The 19,113-nt window shown below is 70.4% G+C and carries 19 protein-coding genes; 5 read left to right on the forward strand and 14 right to left on the reverse strand.

Translation table 11 applies throughout. The features are described 5' to 3' along the window. Positions 1-38: 38 nt before the first annotated feature. Complete coding sequence (tcuC, locus tag DA075_RS03060; protein WP_099951955.1) at positions 39-1,358, forward strand: MFS transporter; 1,320 nt, start codon at positions 39-41, stop codon at positions 1,356-1,358. Positions 1,359-1,370: 12 nt separating this feature from the next. Here the strand turns inward: tcuC and DA075_RS03065 are convergent, their stop codons facing one another. The 5 genes from DA075_RS03065 to DA075_RS03085 form a co-directional block, all read right to left on the reverse strand. Next, entirely contained in the window at positions 1,371-2,051 is a 681-nt protein-coding gene (locus DA075_RS03065) for a haloacid dehalogenase type II (protein WP_099951956.1), read from the reverse strand. Positions 2,052-2,242: 191 nt separating this feature from the next. Continuing rightward, entirely contained in the window at positions 2,243-2,869 is a 627-nt protein-coding gene (locus DA075_RS03070) for a hypothetical protein (protein ID WP_099951957.1), read from the reverse strand. Next, on the reverse strand, positions 2,847-3,389 hold the full coding sequence (locus DA075_RS03075) for a c-type cytochrome (protein ID WP_232386453.1): 543 nt from the start codon (positions 3,387-3,389) through the stop codon (positions 2,847-2,849). The genes DA075_RS03070 and DA075_RS03075 overlap by 23 nt, the downstream gene beginning before the upstream one ends. 54 nt (positions 3,390-3,443) lie before the next feature. Beyond that, a complete protein-coding gene (locus tag DA075_RS03080) occupies positions 3,444-5,213 on the reverse strand; it encodes a PQQ-dependent dehydrogenase, methanol/ethanol family (protein WP_099951959.1) in 1,770 nt (589 codons plus the stop codon). A gap of 105 nt (positions 5,214-5,318) precedes the next feature. Continuing rightward, positions 5,319-5,768, reverse strand: coding sequence for a copper chaperone PCu(A)C (locus DA075_RS03085; protein ID WP_099951960.1), 450 nt, complete (start codon positions 5,766-5,768; stop codon positions 5,319-5,321). Between the two features lie 257 nt (positions 5,769-6,025). On the opposite strand from DA075_RS03085, the gene DA075_RS03090 reads away from it, so the two are divergent. The 3 genes from DA075_RS03090 (at position 6,026) to DA075_RS03100 (ending at position 9,568) form a co-directional block, all read left to right on the forward strand. After that, positions 6,026-6,472 (forward strand): cupin domain-containing protein, encoded by a 447-nt coding sequence (locus DA075_RS03090; RefSeq protein ID WP_099951961.1) that lies wholly within the window; start codon positions 6,026-6,028, stop codon positions 6,470-6,472. Between the two features lie 52 nt (positions 6,473-6,524). Then, positions 6,525-7,310, forward strand: coding sequence for an SDR family NAD(P)-dependent oxidoreductase (locus DA075_RS03095; protein ID WP_099951962.1), 786 nt, complete (start codon positions 6,525-6,527; stop codon positions 7,308-7,310). 122 nt (positions 7,311-7,432) lie between these two features. After that, positions 7,433-9,568, forward strand: a complete 2,136-nt coding sequence (locus DA075_RS03100; RefSeq protein WP_099951963.1) for a TonB-dependent receptor — start codon at positions 7,433-7,435, stop codon at positions 9,566-9,568. A gap of 136 nt (positions 9,569-9,704) precedes the next feature. On the opposite strand, the gene DA075_RS03105 is transcribed toward DA075_RS03100, so the two are convergent. The 8 genes from DA075_RS03105 to DA075_RS03140 all read right to left on the reverse strand — a co-directional run bounded on the left by DA075_RS03105 (position 9,705) and on the right by DA075_RS03140 (position 16,812). Continuing rightward, the gene (locus tag DA075_RS03105; protein WP_099951964.1) at positions 9,705-9,947 is read right to left on the reverse strand and encodes a hypothetical protein; all 243 of its coding nucleotides are present in this window, start codon (positions 9,945-9,947) and stop codon (positions 9,705-9,707) included. Between the two features lie 75 nt (positions 9,948-10,022). After that, positions 10,023-10,667 (reverse strand): TetR/AcrR family transcriptional regulator, encoded by a 645-nt coding sequence (locus tag DA075_RS03110; RefSeq protein WP_099951965.1) that lies wholly within the window; start codon positions 10,665-10,667, stop codon positions 10,023-10,025. Between the two features lie 109 nt (positions 10,668-10,776). Then, positions 10,777-11,958, reverse strand: a complete 1,182-nt coding sequence (gene pcaDC / locus DA075_RS03115) for a bifunctional 3-oxoadipate enol-lactonase/4-carboxymuconolactone decarboxylase PcaDC (protein ID WP_099951966.1) — start codon at positions 11,956-11,958, stop codon at positions 10,777-10,779. 25 nt (positions 11,959-11,983) lie between these two features. After that, positions 11,984-13,354, reverse strand: coding sequence for a class-II fumarase/aspartase family protein (locus DA075_RS03120; protein WP_099951967.1), 1,371 nt, complete (start codon positions 13,352-13,354; stop codon positions 11,984-11,986). A gap of 4 nt (positions 13,355-13,358) precedes the next feature. After that, positions 13,359-14,192 carry a 3-oxoadipate:acetyl-CoA acetyltransferase gene (locus DA075_RS03125; protein WP_099951968.1) on the reverse strand — a complete coding sequence of 278 codons (834 nt, stop codon included), beginning with the start codon at positions 14,190-14,192 and terminating at the stop codon, positions 13,359-13,361. A gap of 307 nt (positions 14,193-14,499) precedes the next feature. Beyond that, positions 14,500-15,135 carry a protocatechuate 3,4-dioxygenase subunit alpha gene (pcaG, locus tag DA075_RS03130; protein ID WP_099951969.1) on the reverse strand — a complete coding sequence of 212 codons (636 nt, stop codon included), beginning with the start codon at positions 15,133-15,135 and terminating at the stop codon, positions 14,500-14,502. A gap of 4 nt (positions 15,136-15,139) precedes the next feature. Beyond that, positions 15,140-15,868, reverse strand: coding sequence for a protocatechuate 3,4-dioxygenase subunit beta (pcaH, locus tag DA075_RS03135; RefSeq protein WP_099951970.1), 729 nt, complete (start codon positions 15,866-15,868; stop codon positions 15,140-15,142). A gap of 134 nt (positions 15,869-16,002) precedes the next feature. After that, positions 16,003-16,812, reverse strand: a complete 810-nt coding sequence (locus DA075_RS03140) for an IclR family transcriptional regulator (protein WP_099951971.1) — start codon at positions 16,810-16,812, stop codon at positions 16,003-16,005. Between the two features lie 102 nt (positions 16,813-16,914). On the opposite strand from DA075_RS03140, the gene DA075_RS03145 reads away from it, so the two are divergent. After that, the gene (locus DA075_RS03145) at positions 16,915-17,835 is read left to right on the forward strand and encodes a DMT family transporter (RefSeq protein ID WP_099951972.1); all 921 of its coding nucleotides are present in this window, start codon (positions 16,915-16,917) and stop codon (positions 17,833-17,835) included. Positions 17,836-17,853: 18 nt separating this feature from the next. Here the strand turns inward: DA075_RS03145 and DA075_RS03150 are convergent, their stop codons facing one another. Then, entirely contained in the window at positions 17,854-18,912 is a 1,059-nt protein-coding gene (locus DA075_RS03150; protein WP_099951973.1) for a threonine aldolase family protein, read from the reverse strand. Positions 18,913-19,113: the final 201 nt, after the last annotated feature.

Consider the following 19,113-nt stretch of genomic DNA (forward strand, 5'->3'; position numbering starts at 1 on the left):
AGGAGGCAGACGAGGAAGCCCGCATCCGGGAGGAAAGCATGGCAGGTCCGGTGGACGGTCCGCAGGGATCGAAGGTCGCCACGGTGTTGCGCGTCACGAGCGGCAACTTCCTGGAGATGTTCGACTTCTTCCTGTTCGGCATCTACGCGAGCCACATCGCGAAGGCGTTCTTCCCGGCCGGGAACGAGTTTGCCTCGCTCATGCTCACCTTCATGACCTTCGGTGCCGGCTTCCTGATGCGGCCGCTCGGGGCGATCTTCCTCGGCGCCTATGTCGACCGGATCGGCCGGCGACGGGGCCTGATCGTGACGCTCGGCATCATGGCCGCCGGCACGGTGCTGATCGCCTTCGTGCCGTCCTACCAGTCGATCGGCCTCGCGGCGCCGTTCCTGGTGCTGGTCGGCCGGCTGCTCCAGGGCTTCTCCGCCGGCGTCGAGCTCGGTGGCGTCTCGGTCTACCTCGCCGAGATGGCGACGCCGGGCCACAAGGGCTTCTACGTTTCCTGGCAATCGGGCAGCCAGCAGGTCGCCGTGATGGTGGCGGCCCTGATCGGCTTCGCCCTGAGCCACGCCCTGGTGCCGGACCAGATGTCCGAGTGGGGCTGGCGCATCCCGTTCTTCATCGGCTGCATGATCGTGCCGTTCCTGTTCTACATCCGGCGCTCGCTGGAGGAGACGCAGGAGTTCCTGCACCAGAAGCACCGTCCTACGCTCGGCGAGGTCTTCACCTCGCTGGGCCAGAACTGGAAGACGGTGGCACTCGGCATGCTGCTCGTGGTGATGACCACGGTGTCGTTCTACACCATCACGGTCTACACCCCGACCTTCGGCAAGAGCGTGCTGAAGCTGTCCGAGACCGACAGCCTGATCGTCACCTTCTGCACCGCCCTGTCGAACCTGATCTGGTTGCCGGTGATGGGCGCCCTGTCCGACAGGATCGGCCGCAAGCCGATCCTGATCGCCTTCTCGGCGCTGGCGATGCTCACCGCCTATCCGGCGCTGGCGTGGCTCACCTCCAACATCTCGTTCACCAACATGCTGCTCACGTTGCTGTGGCTGTCCTTCCTGTACGGGAGCTACAACGGCGCGATGGTGGTGGCGCTGACCGAGATCGTCCCGAAGCATGTCCGCACCACCGGCTTCTCGCTGGCCTACTCGCTCGCCACCGCGCTGTTCGGCGGCTTCACCCCGGTCGTCTCGACCTGGCTGATCAAGGAACTCCACAACAAGGCGGCGCCGGGCCTGTGGATGGCCTTCGCGGGCGCCTGCGGCCTCATCGCCACCCTGCTGATCTACCGCCGCGGCGCAACCGCGACCGACGCGCTTCCCGGTGCGGCGCGGCCCGCGGCCGGCGAATAGTGAGGCTGGGCGCTAGCGGGCCAAAAGCCCGTCGAGGGAGGCGATCACCCGGACCGGCGCGAGGTCCGGGTACTCGTCGGGCTGGCCCGTGCGATTGACCCAGACCGGGGCGAAGCCGTAGGCCGCCGCCCCGGCGATGTCCCAGCGGTTCGAGGACAAGAAGGCGATCCGCTCCGGCGCGACGCCCAGGGCCCTTCCCGCGAGGTCGTAGGCGGCGGGCGCCGTCTTGAAGGTGCCGGCCGGATCGACCGACAGGACCGCGTCGAGCCGGTCCCCGAGGCCCGCGGCGCTCACCGCCGCGTCGAGCATGGCCGTGTCGCCGTTCGACAGGATCGCGGTCCTGAGGCCGTCCCGGCGCAGGCGCTCCAGGGTGCCGGGCACTTCCGGATAGGCGTCGAGCGACCGGTAGGCGTCGAGCAGGTCCGCCCGTATCGCGCGATCCACCGATGGATGCTGGGCGAGGGCGTAGTCGAGCGCCCGCTCGGTCAGCGTCCAGAACCGGGCGTAGCGCCCGCACAGCGACAAGACCCAGGAATATTCGAGCTGCTTCTGCCGCCAGGTCTCGGACAGCCTTTGCGCCTCCGGCCCGATCGCGGCGGCGTGGCGCTGCACGGCGGAATGGACGTCGAGCAGGGTGCCGTAGGCGTCGAAGACCACGGCCTCGGCGTGGTCGAGCGGGGCGGGGAAGGGCATGCGGCGTCTCGTGGATCGGTGAGCGGGGTTGGCCTCGCTCACCCATGGGAGCGGCCGTGCCTGTGCGGTCCAGACAACGCCGTCGCATCGAGCGGCGTTGCAACCGGACGCTGTTCGGGGCCGCGCCCGACCCCGTCGCGATCAGGCAGGGCTCCAGGGCTTCGGGCCGGCCGGCCCCGCGTGGCAGCGCCCTAACGCGTCGCCGCCACCACGATCCGGGTCCGGCTGATGAAGGCCCGCGGGTCGGCGCCCTGGTGGCCGTAGAGGTCGCGGGTCACCGTCACGCTCTTTCCGCTCAAGCTCTTGCGGCACTCCTCCTTGACGAAGGTCTCGCCGAGCGGCGCCTCGTCGCCGGTGGGCTTGCCCTCGGTGCAGGTCCAGCCGTCATCGCCCCAGTGGCCGCGGGCCTGGATCCCGAGGAGGTGGCCCTTCTTGCGCAGGTAGAGCGGCACCGCATCGTCGGTCTCGATCACCAGCCCGTCGACCCGGGCCTCCTCGCCGACGAGCAGCGTCAGCCGCGCCGGATGCCCGGCGACCCGGGTGCCGTTGCGGGTGGTGCCGTCGGCGTAAGCGAAGCCGATGGCGCGCTTTCCCGTCGCGTCGGCCGGGCAGGCGCGCCAGTCGCTCCAGCCCGCGAGCGTGCGCGCCGGGCCCTCCCGGCAGGCGAGGTCGCCGTAGCCTTTGGGGGAGATCTCCGAGACCGGCATCCCGACCCTGAGGTCGCGCAGGTCGGCGATCTCCGGGCCGGCCGCGAGGGCCGGGCCGGCGCAGAGGAGCGCGACGAGCGCGGCGAGCTCAGTGCGAGGCCGTCGCGGCATTGGAGCCCTCCTTCTTGCGGTAGATGTCGCAGGCCCGGGAGGTCGCGCCGAAGAAGGCGGTGCATTCCTCGATCGTCGGGTCACCCTTGCCCTTGAGCTGGGTGACGACGTAGGTGGCCACCGCGTCGATCTCCGCCGGGCGTAAGAAAACCGCCGTCTCCGGCGGCATGCTGGTGCCCATATCGGCCTTGAGCGAATCGTAGCACTTCACCGAATCGTAGGCGCCGCGCAGGTGGTAGGGCATGCCGGTGCCGGGTCGGCCACAGCGCACCACCTCGGCGACCTGATCCTTCTCGAGCTGCGTCTTGCGCAGGGACAGCGCGTCGCCGCCATAGCCGCCCCCGCCGCCGCCATGCCACTTGTGGCACCCCGAGCACGCCTTCTTGAACACCGCGAGATCGCCGTCGCCCCCGCTGGTCCGGGCGCCCTGCGCCCAAGCCGCGCCCTGCACCCAAGCCGCGCCCGACATGAGCGCGAGGCCGGCGATCACCACCGGCACCATCATTGTCCGCATCCGCATGAACCTCGTGCGTGGCGGGGCGCCCCCGGCGCCCCGCCCTTGATGGATCTCAGCTCAGAGCGCGAAGACGTAGAGCATCGAGCCGGTCTGGATGTTCTTCAGCTCCGGGGTCGAGTCGATGAACCACTTGTCCCAGGCGCCGCCGAGACCGACCAGGATCGCGACGTACTGCTTGCCGTCGACCGTGAAGGTCATCGGGGGCGCGTTGACGCCGCCGCCGGTGCGGAACTCCCACATCTTGTCGAGGGTCTTGGCGTCGAGGGCCATCACGCCGCCGGAGGGCTCGCCGGTGAAGACGAGATCGGGCGTCGCCAGCATGCCGCCGAGCAGCGGGAACTGGGTCTCGTGCTTGCCGGCGACCTTGCCGGTCTTCACGTCGATCGCCGTCACGCTGCCGGTGATCCGGAACGGCTGGCTCGGTCCGCCGCCGGTGAAGAATTCCCGCGGCTTCAGGCTCGCCTGCGTCATCGCCTCGTGGGTGACGCGGTTGCAGCTCTCGATGACCGGGATGTACCAGTATTGCAGGTTCGGATTGTAGGCGGTCGGTGGCCAGTTCTTGCCGCCCATGTTGCCCGGGCAGAAATCCGCGTTCTTGTTCTCCGCCGACGGCGTCGCCGCCGGGTTGTAGCGCTGCACGTCCTTGTTCGGGTCGTACTCGAACGGCTTGCCGGTATCGGGGTTGATGCCCTTGGTCCAGGTCACCTTCTTGACGAAGGGCGTCGCCCAGACGAACTGGCCGGTGGTGCGGTCGACCGCGTAGGCGTGGCCGTTGCGGTCGGCCTCGATGGCGAGCTTGCGGCCGCCGGCATCGACCAGCAGGTTCTCCGACACGCTGTCGTAATCGTAGGGATCGTTCGGCGTGTGCTGGAAGTGCCACTTGATCTTGCCGGTCTGGGCGTCGAGGCCCAGCGTCGAGTCGGTGTAGAGGTTGTCGCCCGGGCGGTAGGCGTTGTCCCAGTCCGGTCCCGGATTGCCGACGCCCCACACGATCGTGTCGGTGTCGGGGTCATAGGTGCCGGTGACCCAGGTCGAGCCGCCGCCGCTCACCGCGGCGTTGTTGTCGCCCTTCCAGGTCTCGTAGCCCGGCTCGCCCTTGCCCGGGATGGTGTGGGTGCGCCAGACCTCCTTCTCGGTCTTCAGGTCGGTGGCGGCGATCCAGCCGCGGATGCCGTACTCGGCGCCGCCGACGCCCGAGATCGCCAGGCCCTTCACGATGAGCGGCGCGCCGGTGATCGTCTCGCCCTTGTCCGGATCGGCGACCTGGCGCTGCCAGGCGACCTGACCGGTCTCCTTGTTGGTGGCGATCAGGCGCCCGTCCAGGGTGTGGCTGACCACGAGGTCGCCCCAGAGCGCGACGCCGCGGTTGTTGACGCCGCAGCAGGCGACCGCGCCGGCCCATTCCCGGTCGGTCTTGGGGTCCATCTTCCAGAGCAGCTTGCCCTCGCCGCCGCGCGTGTCGATCTTGTAGACCGAGCCCCACCCGTCGGTGACGTACATCATGCCGTTCTCGACGATCGGCGTGCCCTCGAGCCCGCCATGGCTCCAGATGCCGCCGCCCTCGATGCCGCCGAGATGCATCGTCCAGGCGACCTTGAGATTCTTGACGTTGCCCTTGTTGATCTGGTTCAGCGTCGAGTAGCGGTGCCCGGCGAAGTTCTTGTGGTGGTGGATCCAGTTGCCGTCCTCCTTGTCGGCGTTCAGCAGGCGGTCCTGCGTGACGCCGGCATCGGCGGCGAAGGCCGCGGGGAGGGGCAGGGCGGCCGCCGTGAGCGCGGCGAGCGAGGTCGCGGCGAGGATGCGCCGCGCCGTGCGTGAGGTCGTCATGATGGTTTCCTCCGGACGGCCTTTTGGTCTGTTGTCGCCGCGGCGCGGGCCGTCTCGCGGCCGGGCGTGATTAGGACAATAGAGCTGGTCGGCGCGCCGGTCGCCTCAAGGACCGGCGCGGACCTCCACCGGGACCTCGACGGAGCCGGCCTTGCGGAAGCTCGCCGCGCAGGTGAAGCGCTCGCCCGCGGCGAGGGGCTGGCGGATCTGGAGCAGCATCACGTGCATGCCCTCCGGCGTCAGCTCGGTCTCGCCCGCGGCCTTGAGGGCGATGGCCTGGACCGGGCGCTTCGAGGGCGGGCCCTCGCCGCCCTTGTCCACGGTCACCCGCTCGCTGAAATTCGCGAAGGGGCAGCGGAAGCGCAGCAGGGAATCGGCCTCGGCGGCCCGGTTCAGGACCGTCATCCGCAGCGGGATGTCCGACCCGACCTTCTCGGTGGGAGCGACGGAGGCGTGCAGCACGTCGATGTCGCCGGCCAGGGCCGGGGTGCAGCCTAGACACAAGGCAACGGTCGCGCTGGTCATCCAATAAAAGCGGCGCGTCTTCAACGGCATGGCGTTGCCGTCTCGGCGTCAAGGCGCGACATGGATGCTGGCATCCATTCTCCTCCTATTAGGATCAGCTTCGCCTTTTCGCGGCGAATTGCGCAAGAGGGTAGCCCGCAACCGTGCTCCGTCAAGATCCGGGATTAACGCGCGGCGGAAAATCGTCCGCGACCGATGCACACGGACCCGGCGCCAGGCCCCCTCCCGCAGGAGGCCCCGGCGCGCTAGCTTGGACGGTTGACGAGGCCAGACGGGGAGCACGAACGATGCCCGACAGCGAGAATCCGGCCCGGGAGCGGGGCCGCTTCGACATCGGGGCGATCGCCGCCGCCCTGCCGGAGAGTGCCACGACGATGCTGGTCGACACCTACCTGACCGACCGGCCGGCGGCGAGCGCCCGGGTCTTCCGCGTCTACCGGCCGACGCCGGCGCATTACCACGAGGGCTGCGACGAGTACCTCTACGTGCTCTCCGGCCGCGGCACGTTCTGGATCGGCGATGCCTCCGACGAGGCGGAGTTCGGTCCGGGCCAGCTCCTGTTCTTCGAGCGCGGCGTGGTCCATGCCCTGCCGCACCTGCTCGAGGAGCCGGTGGTCTTCCTCTCCGTCGACACGCCCCGGCGCGCGCCGACCGACGTGATCTTCGTCGATCCGACGACGGGAACCGCGCAGAGTTTCATGGCCCGCAACGCCGCGGGCGCCGATCCGGCTTGACCTTCCGGGTCCCTCCCGCGATGCACGCGGACTAACAACGGGAGGATACGGGATGGCGGGCGAGAGCAAGGTCGCGTTGGTCACCGGCGCGGCGCGGGGCATCGGGCTGGCGACGGCACAACTCTTCCTCGAGGAGGGCTGGCGGGTCGCGCTCCTCGACATCGACGGCGCGGCGCAGGAGAAGGCCGCGGCGGCGCTCGACCGTCCTGACGACGCCCTGGCGCTGACCGCCGACGTCGCCGATCCGGAGGCCGTGGCGAACGCGGTCGCTCAGGTCGAGGCCCGGTTCGGCCGGCTCGACGCGCTCGTCAACAATGCCGGCACCGCAGTGTTCAAGCCGCTCCTCGACACCAGCCCTGCCGAATGGGCCCGGGTGCTCGCCGTCAACCTCACCGGCCCGTTCCTGTGCGTGCAGGCGGCGGCTCCCGTGATGGCGCGGGGCGGCGGCGGGGCGGTCGTCAACATCACGTCGATCTCGGGCCAGCGCGCCTCGACCCTGCGGGTCGCCTACGGCACCAGCAAGGCCGCGCTCAAGCACCTGACGAAGCAGCAGGCGGTCGAGCTCGCCCACCTGAACATCCGGGTCAACGCCGTGGCGCCGGGCCCGGTCGACACCGCCATGGCCAAGGAGGTCCACAGCCCGGCGATCCGGGCCGATTACCACGACGCCGTACCGCTCAACCGCTACGGCCTGGAGCGCGAGATCGCGGACGCCGTCGTCTACCTGTGCGGGCCGCGTGCGAGCTACGTCACCGGCCAGACGCTCGCGGTGGATGGCGGCTTCGACGCCGCCGGGATCGGGCTGCCGACCCTGCGGCGGGACCTGGCCGCCCGCTGAGAGGCTCCTCGTGTTGTAATAACGTTACGCTTGGCGCGCTCGTGCGGGGTGCGCCAGCTTCCCTCTTGCCAGCCTAGCTCCCGTCGCGCGAATGCAACGTTATACCATTCGCGGGGGCAGGCATGAGCAAGGTGGGATCGTTCGGGGCGGGTTCGGTCCTCTTGGCGGCGGCCGTGACCTTCGCAGGGCCTTCGCGCGCCGAGGACATCGCCCTCGACACGATCGACGTCGCCTCGCCGAGCCCGATCGCGGCGGCGCCCTCCGGCGGGGCGGGGGCGTCGGGCGCCTTCCCTGTCGGCGTGCTGCCTGTCGTCACCACCACCTTCTCGCCGGTCACGGTGGTGACCCAGGCCGACATCGTGCGCCAGCAGCCCCGTACCCTGGGCGACGCCCTGTTCGACCGGCCCGGCCTCTCCGCCACCACCTACGCCCCGGGGGCGGCGAGCCGGCCGATCATCCGCGGCCTCGATACGAGCCGGGTGCGGATCCAGGAGAACGGCATCGGTGTCCACGACGTCTCGGATCTCGGCGAGGACCATGCCGTGCCGATCAACCCGCTCATCGCCAACCGCATCGAGGTGATTCGCGGCCCTGCCTCCCTGCGCTACGGCAGCCAGGCGATCGGCGGCGTGGTCTCGGCAGAGAACAACCGCATCCCGACGCTCACTCCGCCGAACGGCGTCGCCGGGCAGGTCACCACCGGCTACTCGTCGGTCGATAACGGCCGCAACGCCGCCGCGACGGTGGACGCAGCCGGCCAATCGGTCGCCTTCCACGCCGACGCGTTCAAGACTGCCGCCGACAGCTACGCCACGCCGCTGGGCATCCAGCGCAACTCCGCGAACGAGTCGCAGGGCGGCGCTGTCGGGATGTCGTACCTGTTCGACCGCGGCTTCGTCGGCCTGTCGTTCAGCCATTACGACGCGCTCTACCAGATCCCGGGCGGCGAGGCCGCCCAGAGCCGCACCCGCCTCGATCCGACCCAGGACAAGCTCCAGGCCAAGGGCGAGTACCGCCCGGTCGACGGGCCGATCGAGGCGGTCCGGTTCTGGCTCGGCGGCTCGACCTACCGCCACAACGAGATCGGCATCGGCGACAACGGCATCGACGGCATCCAGGCGACCTTCAAGAGCCGTGAGGCGGAGGGGCGCCTGGAGATCCAGCACGTGCCGGTGCTCACCAGCCTCGGCACGCTCACCGGCGCGCTCGGCCTCCAGGCCGACCGGCGGCTGATCGGCACCTCGGGCGAGGCGGGCGGCCTCCTGGCGCCGACCGATTCGCGCAGCAATGCCGTCTACCTGTTCGAGGAGCTGCGGCTGGAGCGGGGCCTGCGCCTCCAGGCGGCGGGCCGGATCGAGGGGGCGCGCTCCACCGGCACCGCGACGCTGTTCCCGGGCGACTATCTCCCGGTCGAGGGTGAGGACCCGCTCTCGTATGGACGCCGCCGGCGCTTCGCCCCGAAGAGCGCGAGCTTCGGCGTGCTGCAGGATCTGCCCGACGGCTTCGTCGCCAGCCTCACCGGCCAGTATGTCGAGCGCGCACCGTCCGCCTTCGAACTCTATTCCCGCGGCCCGCACGACGCGACCGAGACCTTCGAGATCGGCGACCCGAACCTGAAGAAGGAGCGCGCCCGCACCATCGAGGCCAGCATCCGCCGCGCCGTGGGTCCCTTTCGCCTCGACGCCACGGGCTACTACACCCGCTACACCGGCTTCATCTACAAGCGCCTGACCGGCCTGCGCTGCGGCGACGACTTTTCGAGCTGCGGCAGCGACGACGAGCTGGCCCAGGTCGTCTACTCGCAGCAGAACGCCACCTTCGCCGGCGCCGAGATCGGCTCGCAGCTCGACCTCCTGCCCGTCGGCAACGGTTTCGCGGGCATCGAGGCACAGTACGACTTCGTGCGCGCCACCTTCGACGACGGCACCTATGTGCCGCGCATCCCGCCCCACCGGGTCGGGGGCGGCGTCTTCCTCCGGGCGGAGGGCTGGTACGCGCGGGTGAACCTGCTCCACGCCTTCGCCCATACCGAGACCGCGCCCTACGAGACGCGCACGCCCGGCTACGACAACCTGCGGGCGGAGGTCAGCTATACCAAGGCCTTCGATCCGGCGGTGACCGGCTGGAGCGAGGTGACGCTGGGCGTGCAGGGCACGAACCTGCTCAACGACGTGATCCGTAACTCGGCCTCGTTCAAGAAGGACGAGATCGTTCTGCCGGGGCGGAATGTCAGGGTGTTCCTGACGGCGCGGTTTTGAGAGCTTGATAGATCTTGATCAAGTCTTCCAGATGGACCTGAGACCCTCCATCGTCATCCCGGGCTCCGCTGCGCGGCCCCGGGATGACACCGAGGGAGGCAGATCTGCTGGGGTAGATCGAAACGCGTTCGACCCATCACCCCTTCTGCGGCCGCAGCACCCCGTCGCTCGTCTTCGGGTCCGGCGCGGGCGCGCTCGGCCGCACGGTACCGGTCGAGTCCGGGTCTGCCGGGCGGACCCGCTCGGGCAGGGTCTCGTGGGGCGGCGGCATGTTGGGGGTCTGCTCGCGGCTGCGCTGCGGCGTATCCGTGACCTGCGCCAGGACCGGCGAGGCGGCCAGGACGGCGAGAAGGATCAGGCGGCTGGTGCCCCTGGTCATCGGGCTCTCCCTGACAAGATGTCGTGCAATCTTGGGAGAATAATCGCCGCGCGGCGAGTCCGGTTCCCGCCCGGATCAGCGCAGGGCCAGCATCCCGATCACCGCGTCGCCGACCATCCGCTTGTGGCGGGCGCGTAAGCTCGGCGCGTCGAGGTCGACGGAGAAGATCGCCCCGAAGGTGTGGCGGTTCGAGACCCGGAAGAAGCAGAGCGCGCTGATCATCAGGTGCACGTCGAGGGGATCGACGTCGGCGCGGAAGACGCCCTCGGCTTGCCCGCGGGCGATGATGTCGGTGATGGTCTGGATCACCCCGAGATTGAGCCCGCGGATCGTCTCCGAGCCCGACAGGTGCTCGGCCCGATGGATGTTCTCGATCGTGACGAGACGGATGAAGTCCGGATGGGCCGCGTCGTACTCGAAGGTGAACTCGACGAGCCGGCGGATGGCGTCGGCCGGCGCGAGATTGCCGAGGTCGAGGTCGGCCTCGACCTGCCGGATGTCGGCGTAGGCCTTCTCCAGCACCGCGAGGTACAGGCCCTCCTTGCCGCCGAAATAGTAGTAGATCATCCGCTTCGAGGTGCGGGTGCGCTCCGCGATGGCATCGACGCGCGCGCCGCTCAGCCCGAAGGCGGCGAACTCTTCCGTCGCGACCGCCAGGATGTCGGCCTTGGTCCGCTCGGGATCCTTGGTGCGGGAGGGGCGGGGCGTGACGGCGTCCATGATCGAACAACTGGGGCGGCGGGATGGCGCCTGCTCTACCATCCCGGCCGCCCCGGCGCACCGGCTCAGGCGACCTCGTCCCACACTCAGGCGAGTTCGTCGCCCGGACTCAGGCGAGATCCTCTCCCAGCACCTCGCGGGCCCAGCGGAAGGCGCCGTTCGCCGCCGGCACGCCGGCATAGATCGCGGTCTGGATCAGCAGCGCCTGCAACTCAGGGATGGTGACGCCGTTGCGCAGGGCCGGGCGGACATGGAGCTTGAACTCCTCCTCGCGGCCGAGCGCCACCATCATGGCCAGCGTCACGAAGGAGCGGGTCTTCCACGGGATGCGCGGATCGCCCCAGACCTCGCCCCAGGCGGTGCGGGTGATGAAGTCCTGCCACGGCCCGGCGAAGTCACCGGCGACCTTCAGCGAGCGCTCCACGTGGGCATCGCCGAGCACGCTCTTGCGGTTGGCGAGCCCCGCCTCGAAGGCCACCGCCCCGGTGGCGGCGTCGGGCGCCTCGCGGTGCCGGTCGAGGAAGCCGAGGAGATGGGCGGCGGTGGCGGCCGGCTGCTCGACGGAAAGCAGATGGGCGGCGTTCGGCAGCACCACCAGCTCGGCGTGGCGGATGCCGTCGCAGATCTCCTGCGCCATGGCGGGCGGCGTCGCCGGGTCGTCGCGCCCGGCGATCACCAGGGTCGGGGCGGCGATCCGGTTAAGGACCGGGCGCAGGTCCATGCGGCCGATGGCGTTGCAGCAGACCGCGTAGCCGGCCGCATCGGTGCCGGTGAACTGCGCGCGCACCGGCGCCACCGCGTCGGGGGAGGAAGCCGGGAAGTCGGGCGTGAACCAGCGGGTCATCGTCGCCTCGACGATCGCCGCCGTGCCCTTGGCCCGCACCAGCTCGGCGCGCTCGTTCCACGACGCCTCGCTGGGCATGAAGGCGGCAGTGGCCATCAGGGTCAGGCTGATCACCCGGTCCGGGTGGCGGCTCGCCGCCGCCTGGCCGGTCATGCCCCCGAGCGACAGCCCGACCACGTGGGCGCGGGGGATGTGCAGGGCGTCGAGCAGGCCGATCAGGTCCTCGGCCAGGTCCTCGACCTCGATGCGCGCGTCGCGCACCTGCGAGGCGCCGTGGCCGCGCGTGTCGTAGCGCAGCACCCGGTAGCGGCCGCGGAGATGGGGAACCAGCGGGTCCCACATCGCCAGCGAGGTGCCGAGCGAGTTGGAAAACACCACCACCGGCGCGCCGCTCGGGCCGGAAAGCTCGTAGTTCAGCAGGGTGCCGTTGGCCTCGATCTGGGGCATGGGAACCTCGGTCAGCGGATGATGATCAGGCGGAGTGCAGGAAGGCGGCGAGGCGCGAGACTTCCGCCAGCGCCCGGTCGGCGGTGCGGGCCCCGGCCCGGATGGCGGGGCCCAGGTCGAAGGCGGCATCGAGGTCGGCGCCCGCCGCCTCGGGCCGGGCGCGCAAGGCCTCCTGCAAGACCTCCTGGAGCGAGCCCTTGCCGTCGCGCACGGCGCCGGCGGCCTCCTCGACGAGGGCGTGGGCCGCCTTGGCGCCGAGGACGGGGCCGAGCCGGCTCGCGGCAGCGTCCGCGAAGAGCAGGCCTTGCGTCAGGTTCAGGTTGCGCTGCATCTGCTGAGGCTCGGGCACCAGCCCTTGCGCAAGGCTGCGCGCCTCGCGGAGTGCGCCGGAGGCGAGGCCGAACAGCGTCGGCAGGGCGTGCCACTCGGCGTGCCAGGCGCCGGCCGGGCGCTCATGCGCCGCCGCCATCCCGTCGAGGAGGGTGAGGCTCACGCCCTTGGCGGCGCCGAAGGCGGAGAGGATCACCGTCGAGGAGACGGGGTTGCGCTTGTGCGGCATCGCCGAGGAGCCGCCGCGGCCCGGCACGTAGGGCTCGGCCACCTCCCCGACCTCGGTGGTAGCCAGATGCGCGACGTCGGTGGCGAACTTGGCGAGCGCCCCCATCAGCAGGGCGAGCCACGCGCCGGTCTCGGCGATGCGGGCGCGGCGCGTGTGCCAGGGCGCGAGGTCCGGGTGCAGGCCGAGCGCCTCGGCGAAGCCGTCGCCCACCGCTTCCGCCTGCTCGCCGAGGCCCGCCAGCGTCCCGACCGGGCCGCCGAGCGAGGCCGTCAGCACCCGGTCGCGCAGGGCCGGCAGCAGGGCCGCCACCTCGGCGATGCCGAGCGCCCAGATCGCCGCCTTGAAGCCGAAGGTGACGGGGGCGGCGTGCTGGCCGTAGGTGCGTCCGACGCAAGGCGTCTCGCGGTGCCGGCGGGCTTGGACCGACAGTCCCTCGATGATCGCCCGCAGGTCCCCCGCGACGAGGTCGAGGGCGTCGCGGACCTGGAGCACCAGGGCGGTGTCGGCGATGTCCTGGGTGGTGGTGGCCTTGTGGAAGGCGGGCTCCAGCTCCGGGGGAAGCGCGCCCTGCACCGCCTTGACGAAGGGGATCACCGGCACGCCCGACACGGCGGTGCGCCGGCCGAGGGCCGCCGGATCGAGCGCCTTCGGGGCGATGCCCTCGATGGCGGGGGCGAGGGAGGCCGGCACCAGGCCGGCTTCCGCTTGCGCCCGGGCGAGGGCCGCCTCGGCCCGCAGCATCGCCGCCACCCGGGCCTCGTCGGCGAAGACGGCGCGCATTGCGTCCGTGGCGAAGAGGGGCCCGAGCAGGGCGGAGTCGAGGGCCGAGAGCGTCATCGAATCAGGCCGCTTGCGTCAGGTGGAGGAGGGTGCGTGCCTCCGCCGGCGTCGCGACGCGGCGGTTGTGGCGCGTCACCATCTCGGCGGCCAGCGAGACCAACTCGGCATTGCTCGCCGCCAGGCGGTCCTTGGTCACCCGGATGTTGTCCTCAAGGCCGGTGCGCACCGCGTCCGCCCCGCGGGCGAGCGCCCAGCCCATCACGCGGGCCTGCTCGCGGCCGATGCCGGCGGCGGTCCAGGTCGCGCCCGGGATCACCCGGCGGGTCTCGGCGAGCAGGATGTCGAGCAGGTGCTCGTCGGCCGGCATCGCGTTCTTCACGCCCATCACGAACTGCACGTGCGGATGGGCGTCCATCAGCCCCTCCTCGATCAGCCGCTTGGCGCCGTGGATGTGGGACAAATCGAAGATCTCGATCTCCGGCCGGATGCCGTTCTTGTGCATCGTGCCGGCGAGGTCGTTCACCAGGGTGGCGTGGTTCTCGTAGACGATGCTCGGGAAGTTGACCGAGCCGGTCGAGAGCGAGGCCATGTCGGGCCGGTGCACCAGCGAGAGGCCGCGGGCGCTCGGGTCGCGGCCGCGGCCGCCGGTCGAGAACTGCACGATCATGCCGGGGCAATGCTTGCGCACGCCCTCCTGGACGGCGGCGAACTTGTCCGGGTCGGAGGAGGGCGACTCGTCGTCGTTGCGGACGTGGATGTGGACGAGGGTGGCGCCGGCCTCGAAGGCCTGGTGGGTCGACTCGATCTGCTCGGCGACGGTGGTGGGGACCGCCGGGTTGTCCTTCTTGCGCGGCACCGAGCCGGTGATCGCTACGGCGATGACGACGGGGTTCATGGCGTTCTCCTTGTTCTTGCGGTCGTGATGGGATCTAGGCTTGATCTCTGCCGGTGCCGAGCAATGCGCGGGATCCCCTCTCCCGTGTGGGAGAGGGTAGGGGCGATCGAAGATCGCGCAGGGTGGAGACGGTTCAGAGTAAGGCACAGAACGCCGAGCTGCCCGCACGACGCTGAGAGCTTCACACGGAAGCGCGCCACTCTCACGCGGGATCTTCGATCCCCCGGCCCCTCTCCCACACGGGAGAGGGGAGACGCGCTTTGTCTTCCTTCGGACCGATCAAGCCGAAGCTCGTAGAATATGGAATTTACACGTCGAAGAAGACGGTCTCGTTCGGACCCTGGAGGGTGATGTCGAAGACGTAGACCACCTTCCCGTCCCGCTCCTGGCGCTTGGCGAGCAGGCTGTCGCGCTGCTGGCCGCGCTCGACGAGGTTCAGCACCGGGTCGTCGGCATTGGCCTCGGCCTCGTCGGCGAAGTAGAGCCGGGTCTGGAGGCCGATATTGATGCCGCGGGCGGCGATCCAGAGGTTGATGTGCGGCGCCATCGGGCGATGCCCTTTACGCCCGATGACCGGGCCGGGCTTCACCGTCTCGAAGTGCCACACGCCGGTCTCGAAGTCGGAGCCGGTGCGGCCCCAGCCCCGGAAGCTCTCGTCGAGGGGCTTGCCCTCCTGGCGGTCGGCCGGGTGGTTGTAGCGGCCGGCGGCGTTGGCCTGCCAGATCTCGACCAGCACGTCGCGCACCGGGACGCCGGCGCCGTCGAAGACCCGGCCCTCGATGCGGATGCGCTCGCCCTTCGTGTCCGGGCCGGTGAGCACGTTGGTGAAGTTGGTCTCGAAGATGTCGAAGCCGGCCTGGTGCGGGATCAGCCCGATATGGACGTAGGGACCCGCGGTCTGGGACGGCGTCTCCTGGAGACGGACGGGAAGCGGCTGGACCATGGTCTCAGTTCCCCTGGAGCTTGTTCTCGAACAGCGTCTGCTGGCGTCCCCGCAGCACGATGTCGAACTTGTAGGCGAGCATGTCGAGAGGCACCGCGGCGCCGAGGTCGAGGGGGGCGATCAGCCGCTCGGCGGCCGAGCGGTCCGGGATGCCGAGCACCATCGGGTCGCGCCAGATCAGCGGGTCGCCCTCGAAGTACATCTGGGTGATGAGGCGCTGGGCGAAGCCGGAGCCGAACACCGAGAAATGGATATGCGCCGGGCGCCAGGAATTGAGGTTGTTGCGCCAGGGATAGGGCCCGGGCTTGATCGTGCGGAAGTAGTAGAAGCCGTTCTCGTCGGTGATCGTCCGGCCGCAGCCGCCGAAATTCGGGTCGATCGGCGCGAGGTAGCGGTCGTTGCGGTGGCGGTAGCGCCCGCCCGCATTGGCCTGCCAGAACTCGACCAGGGTGTGGGGGATGCCGCGGCCGTTCTCGTCGCGGACATGGCCGTGGACGAAGATCCGCTCGCCGATCGGCTCGCCCTCGCGGGCGTAGTTGAGGATCAGGTCGTTGTCGAGCGGGCCGAGCTCCGAATGGCCGAAGGCCGGGCCGGTCACCTCCGACAGGGAGGATTGCAGCGAGATCATCGCCCGCCGCGGCGAGCGCAGGACGCTGGTCTTGTAGTCCGGCGTGAAGGCCGGGGGGTGGATCGAGCGGTCCCTTTGCAGGAACTCGCTGTCGGCGTGGGTCATCGCTTCCTCCTGTAGGCTCCTTTCGGAGACGGGTCGTGCGAGGGTTGATCCTCGGTGGCTCTTGGTGGCCCAGTCGTTCGACGCGCCTGCGGGACTTACCACCGTCCCGCGGCCCGGGCCATTTCAGGGTGTCGTCACGACATGACTGCCGTTCGGCCGCCGAGCGCCCCGAGATACTCGGAGAAGGCGCCGACCGAGGACAGGTCGGCGGCGGCGGCGAGCAGGTCCGGCGCGATGGCGTCGCGCTGCGCCTCCGTGAGGCGCAGGCTCGGCCCGGCGACGCTCAGGTTGCCGATCGCCCGCCCGGTCTGCGGATGTACGATGTTGGCCGCCATCGCGGCGGCGCCCGGCGTGTTGGTGTCCTGAACCCAGGCATAGCCGCGGGCGCGGGCCTCGTTCACCAGCACCATCAGGGCGGCGACCGTGCGCGGCGCATTGGGGCCGCATTCCTCGGGCGAGCCGAGGCCCTGGCGCATCACGAGGCTCAGGGCCTCCTCGTCCGTGAGGCTCGCCAGCCACGCGATGCCGGTCGAGCTGGTCGAGAGCCTTGCCTCGGAGCCCATGTCGCCGTCGTAGCGCAGGCCGGTGCGGGCGCCTTGCGCCTTCGCCACCCAGACGAGGCGCGGGTAATCGACCACCGCGAGGCGCGCCAGCTCGCCGCTCAGATCCGCCAGCCGGTTGAGCACCGACTGGGCGATGTCGACGACGCCGGTGCGCGAGAGGTGCTTGAGGCCGAGCGTCGCGAATTTGGTGGTGAGGAGATAGCGGCCGGTCTCTGCATCCTGCACGACGTAAGCGTGCTCGGCCAGCTCGGCCAGGAGCCGGTGGGCACCGCTCTTCGGAATATCCAGCGTGTCGGCGATGGTCTGGAGCGGCAGCCCGCGCGGATGGTTCGCGAGGAGTTCCACCAGGTCCAGGGCGCGCCGCAGGAGGGAGCCGGCCATCTCTCGTGCTCGAGTCTCGCGTCCCGAAATCTGGAACGCGGTTCTGGATTTGAACTCAGTTCCATTCTAAGTCAAGAGACGGCGACGAGGGAGGGAGGCAGCATGCGCGGCGGCGGAGGCCTGCGGGAGACGGGCCAGCGGGAGACCCTGACCGGCATCGCCCTGATGGTGAGCGCGGTGGCGGGCTTCGCCTCCATCGATGCCTCGGCGAAGTTCCTGAGCGGGACGATGAGCCCGATGCTGATCGTGGCCGTGCGCTACCTCGTCAGCTTCGTGATTGTGGCGGTGTTTCTCGCCGCGCGGCGCGACATCGTCGGGCTGATGCGCACGCGAAAGCCCGGGCTTCAGGTGCTGCGCTCCCTGTGCCTGGTGACCGCCACGATGTGCTCGTTCGTGGCGCTCCGCTATCTGCCGCTGGCGCAGGTGACCTCGATCACCTTCGCCTCGCCCCTGGTGGTGGCGCTGATCGCCGGTCCGCTCCTCGGCGAGCGGGTCGGCTGGCGGCGGACGGCCGCGGTGCTGGTCGGGTTCTCCGGCGTGCTGGTAGTGAGCCGCCCGGGCGTCTCGGGGATGCACCCGGCGGCGTTGCTCGCAGTGGTGACCGCCCTCGTCAACGGGGTCTACATCGTGGTGACGCGGATGCTCGCCGCCTACGATCCGCCCGAGACCACGATGTTCTATACTGGCCTCGTCGGCTCGGTGCTGACCGCGCCGTTCCTGCCCTTTCTGTGGGAGACGCCGACGGAGACCTCGACCTGGCTCGGCATCCTCTCGGTCGGCTTCTTCGGGGCGCTCGGGCATTGGCTCCTGATCCTCGCCCATCGCCGCGCCCCGGCCTCGACGCTCGCGCCCTTCGCCTATGCCCACCTGCTCTGGGCGGTGCTCCTCGGCTTCCTGATCTTCGGCCACCTGCCGGACCACTGGACGGTGATCGGCGGCGCGGTGGTGGCGGCCTCGGGGCTGTACCTGCTCTACCACGAGCGCCCGCGGGTCACGCCGCCGGGAGAGGAGGGGGCAGTGTGACGCCGTTCCCCACCCGCGTTACGCCCGTCGCGCCAGCGCCAAGAACTCCTCCACCTCCGCCTCGGTGGTCGAGAAGGCGGTGATCAGGCGGATCATGCGCTCGTCCTCGCGCACGGCCTCGCCTGCGGGCAGGCTGCGGCTCGCCCAGTCGTAATAGACCGCGCCGCCCCGGCGCAGGGCCGCGTCGAGCCCGGCCGGCAGGATCGGGAAGAGCTCGTTGCCCTGGACCGGCCAGGCCAGGCGCACGCCCGGGACCTCGGACAGGCCCGCGGCGAGGCGGGCCGCCATCCGGTTGGCGTGGGCGGCGTTCGTCAGCCAATGGTCGTCGGCCAGATAGGCGTCGAGCTGGGCGGCGAGGAAGCGGCCCTTCGACAGGATGTGGCCGGCGCGCTTGCGGCGGAATTCCAGCGTCTCGGCGAGGTCGGGGCGGAAGACCACGATCGCCTCGGCGGCGAGCGCGCCGTTCTTGCTCGCTCCGAAGGACAGGACGTCGATCCCGGCGCGCCAGGTCATCTCGGCCGGCGAGCAACCGAGAGCCTGGAGCGCGTTGGCGAAGCGCGCCCCGTCCATGTGGACGGTAAGCCCGTGGGCATGGGCGATGCGGGAGAGCGCCGTGATCTCCTCGACCGTGTAGACCTGCCCGCTCTCGGTGAGCTGCGACAGGGTCAGCGCCCGGGGCGGCATCTGCTTCACGTGCCGGGTCAGGCCGCTCAAGAAGCCGTCGAGGGTGTCGGGCGCGATCTTGCTGCCGGGGCCGGGCAGGCCGTGCAGCTTGGCGCCGTGGGTGTAGAATTCCGGCGCGCCGCACTCGTCCTCCATCACGTGCGCCTCCTCGTGGCACAGGCAGAGGCCGAAGGGCGGCACCATCACGGACAGCGCCAGCGCATTGGCCGCGGTGCCGGTGGCGACCGGGAACACCGCGAGGTCGGCATGGTCGAACAGCGCGCGAAAGCGCGGGGTGAGCCCGAGCGTCAGCGGGTCGGCGCCATAGGCCGGCATCGCCCCGCCATTGTGGCGCACGATCGCCTCCAGGACCGGAGCGCTCGCCCCCACCACGTTGTCGCTCGCGAAGTTCATCGACTTACAAGTCCCTCGATCGTGCTCCCCGCCATCATGGCGGGGAGGGCCGGCGCAGGCGAGGCGCACCGGCTCATGCCTCTCATGTCCTGCCGGCTGCGTCCCACGCGGGAAAGATGCGTGGTCTCTCCCGGATTCGGTGTTTCGTTGCGAGGGGCGGCCACGAAACGCAAGAAAAGCACAAGCCTGGACGGAATGGCC

Origin of the sequence: Methylobacterium currus (genome assembly GCF_003058325.1) — a bacterium.
Classification (GTDB): domain Bacteria; phylum Pseudomonadota; class Alphaproteobacteria; order Rhizobiales; family Beijerinckiaceae; genus Methylobacterium; species Methylobacterium currus.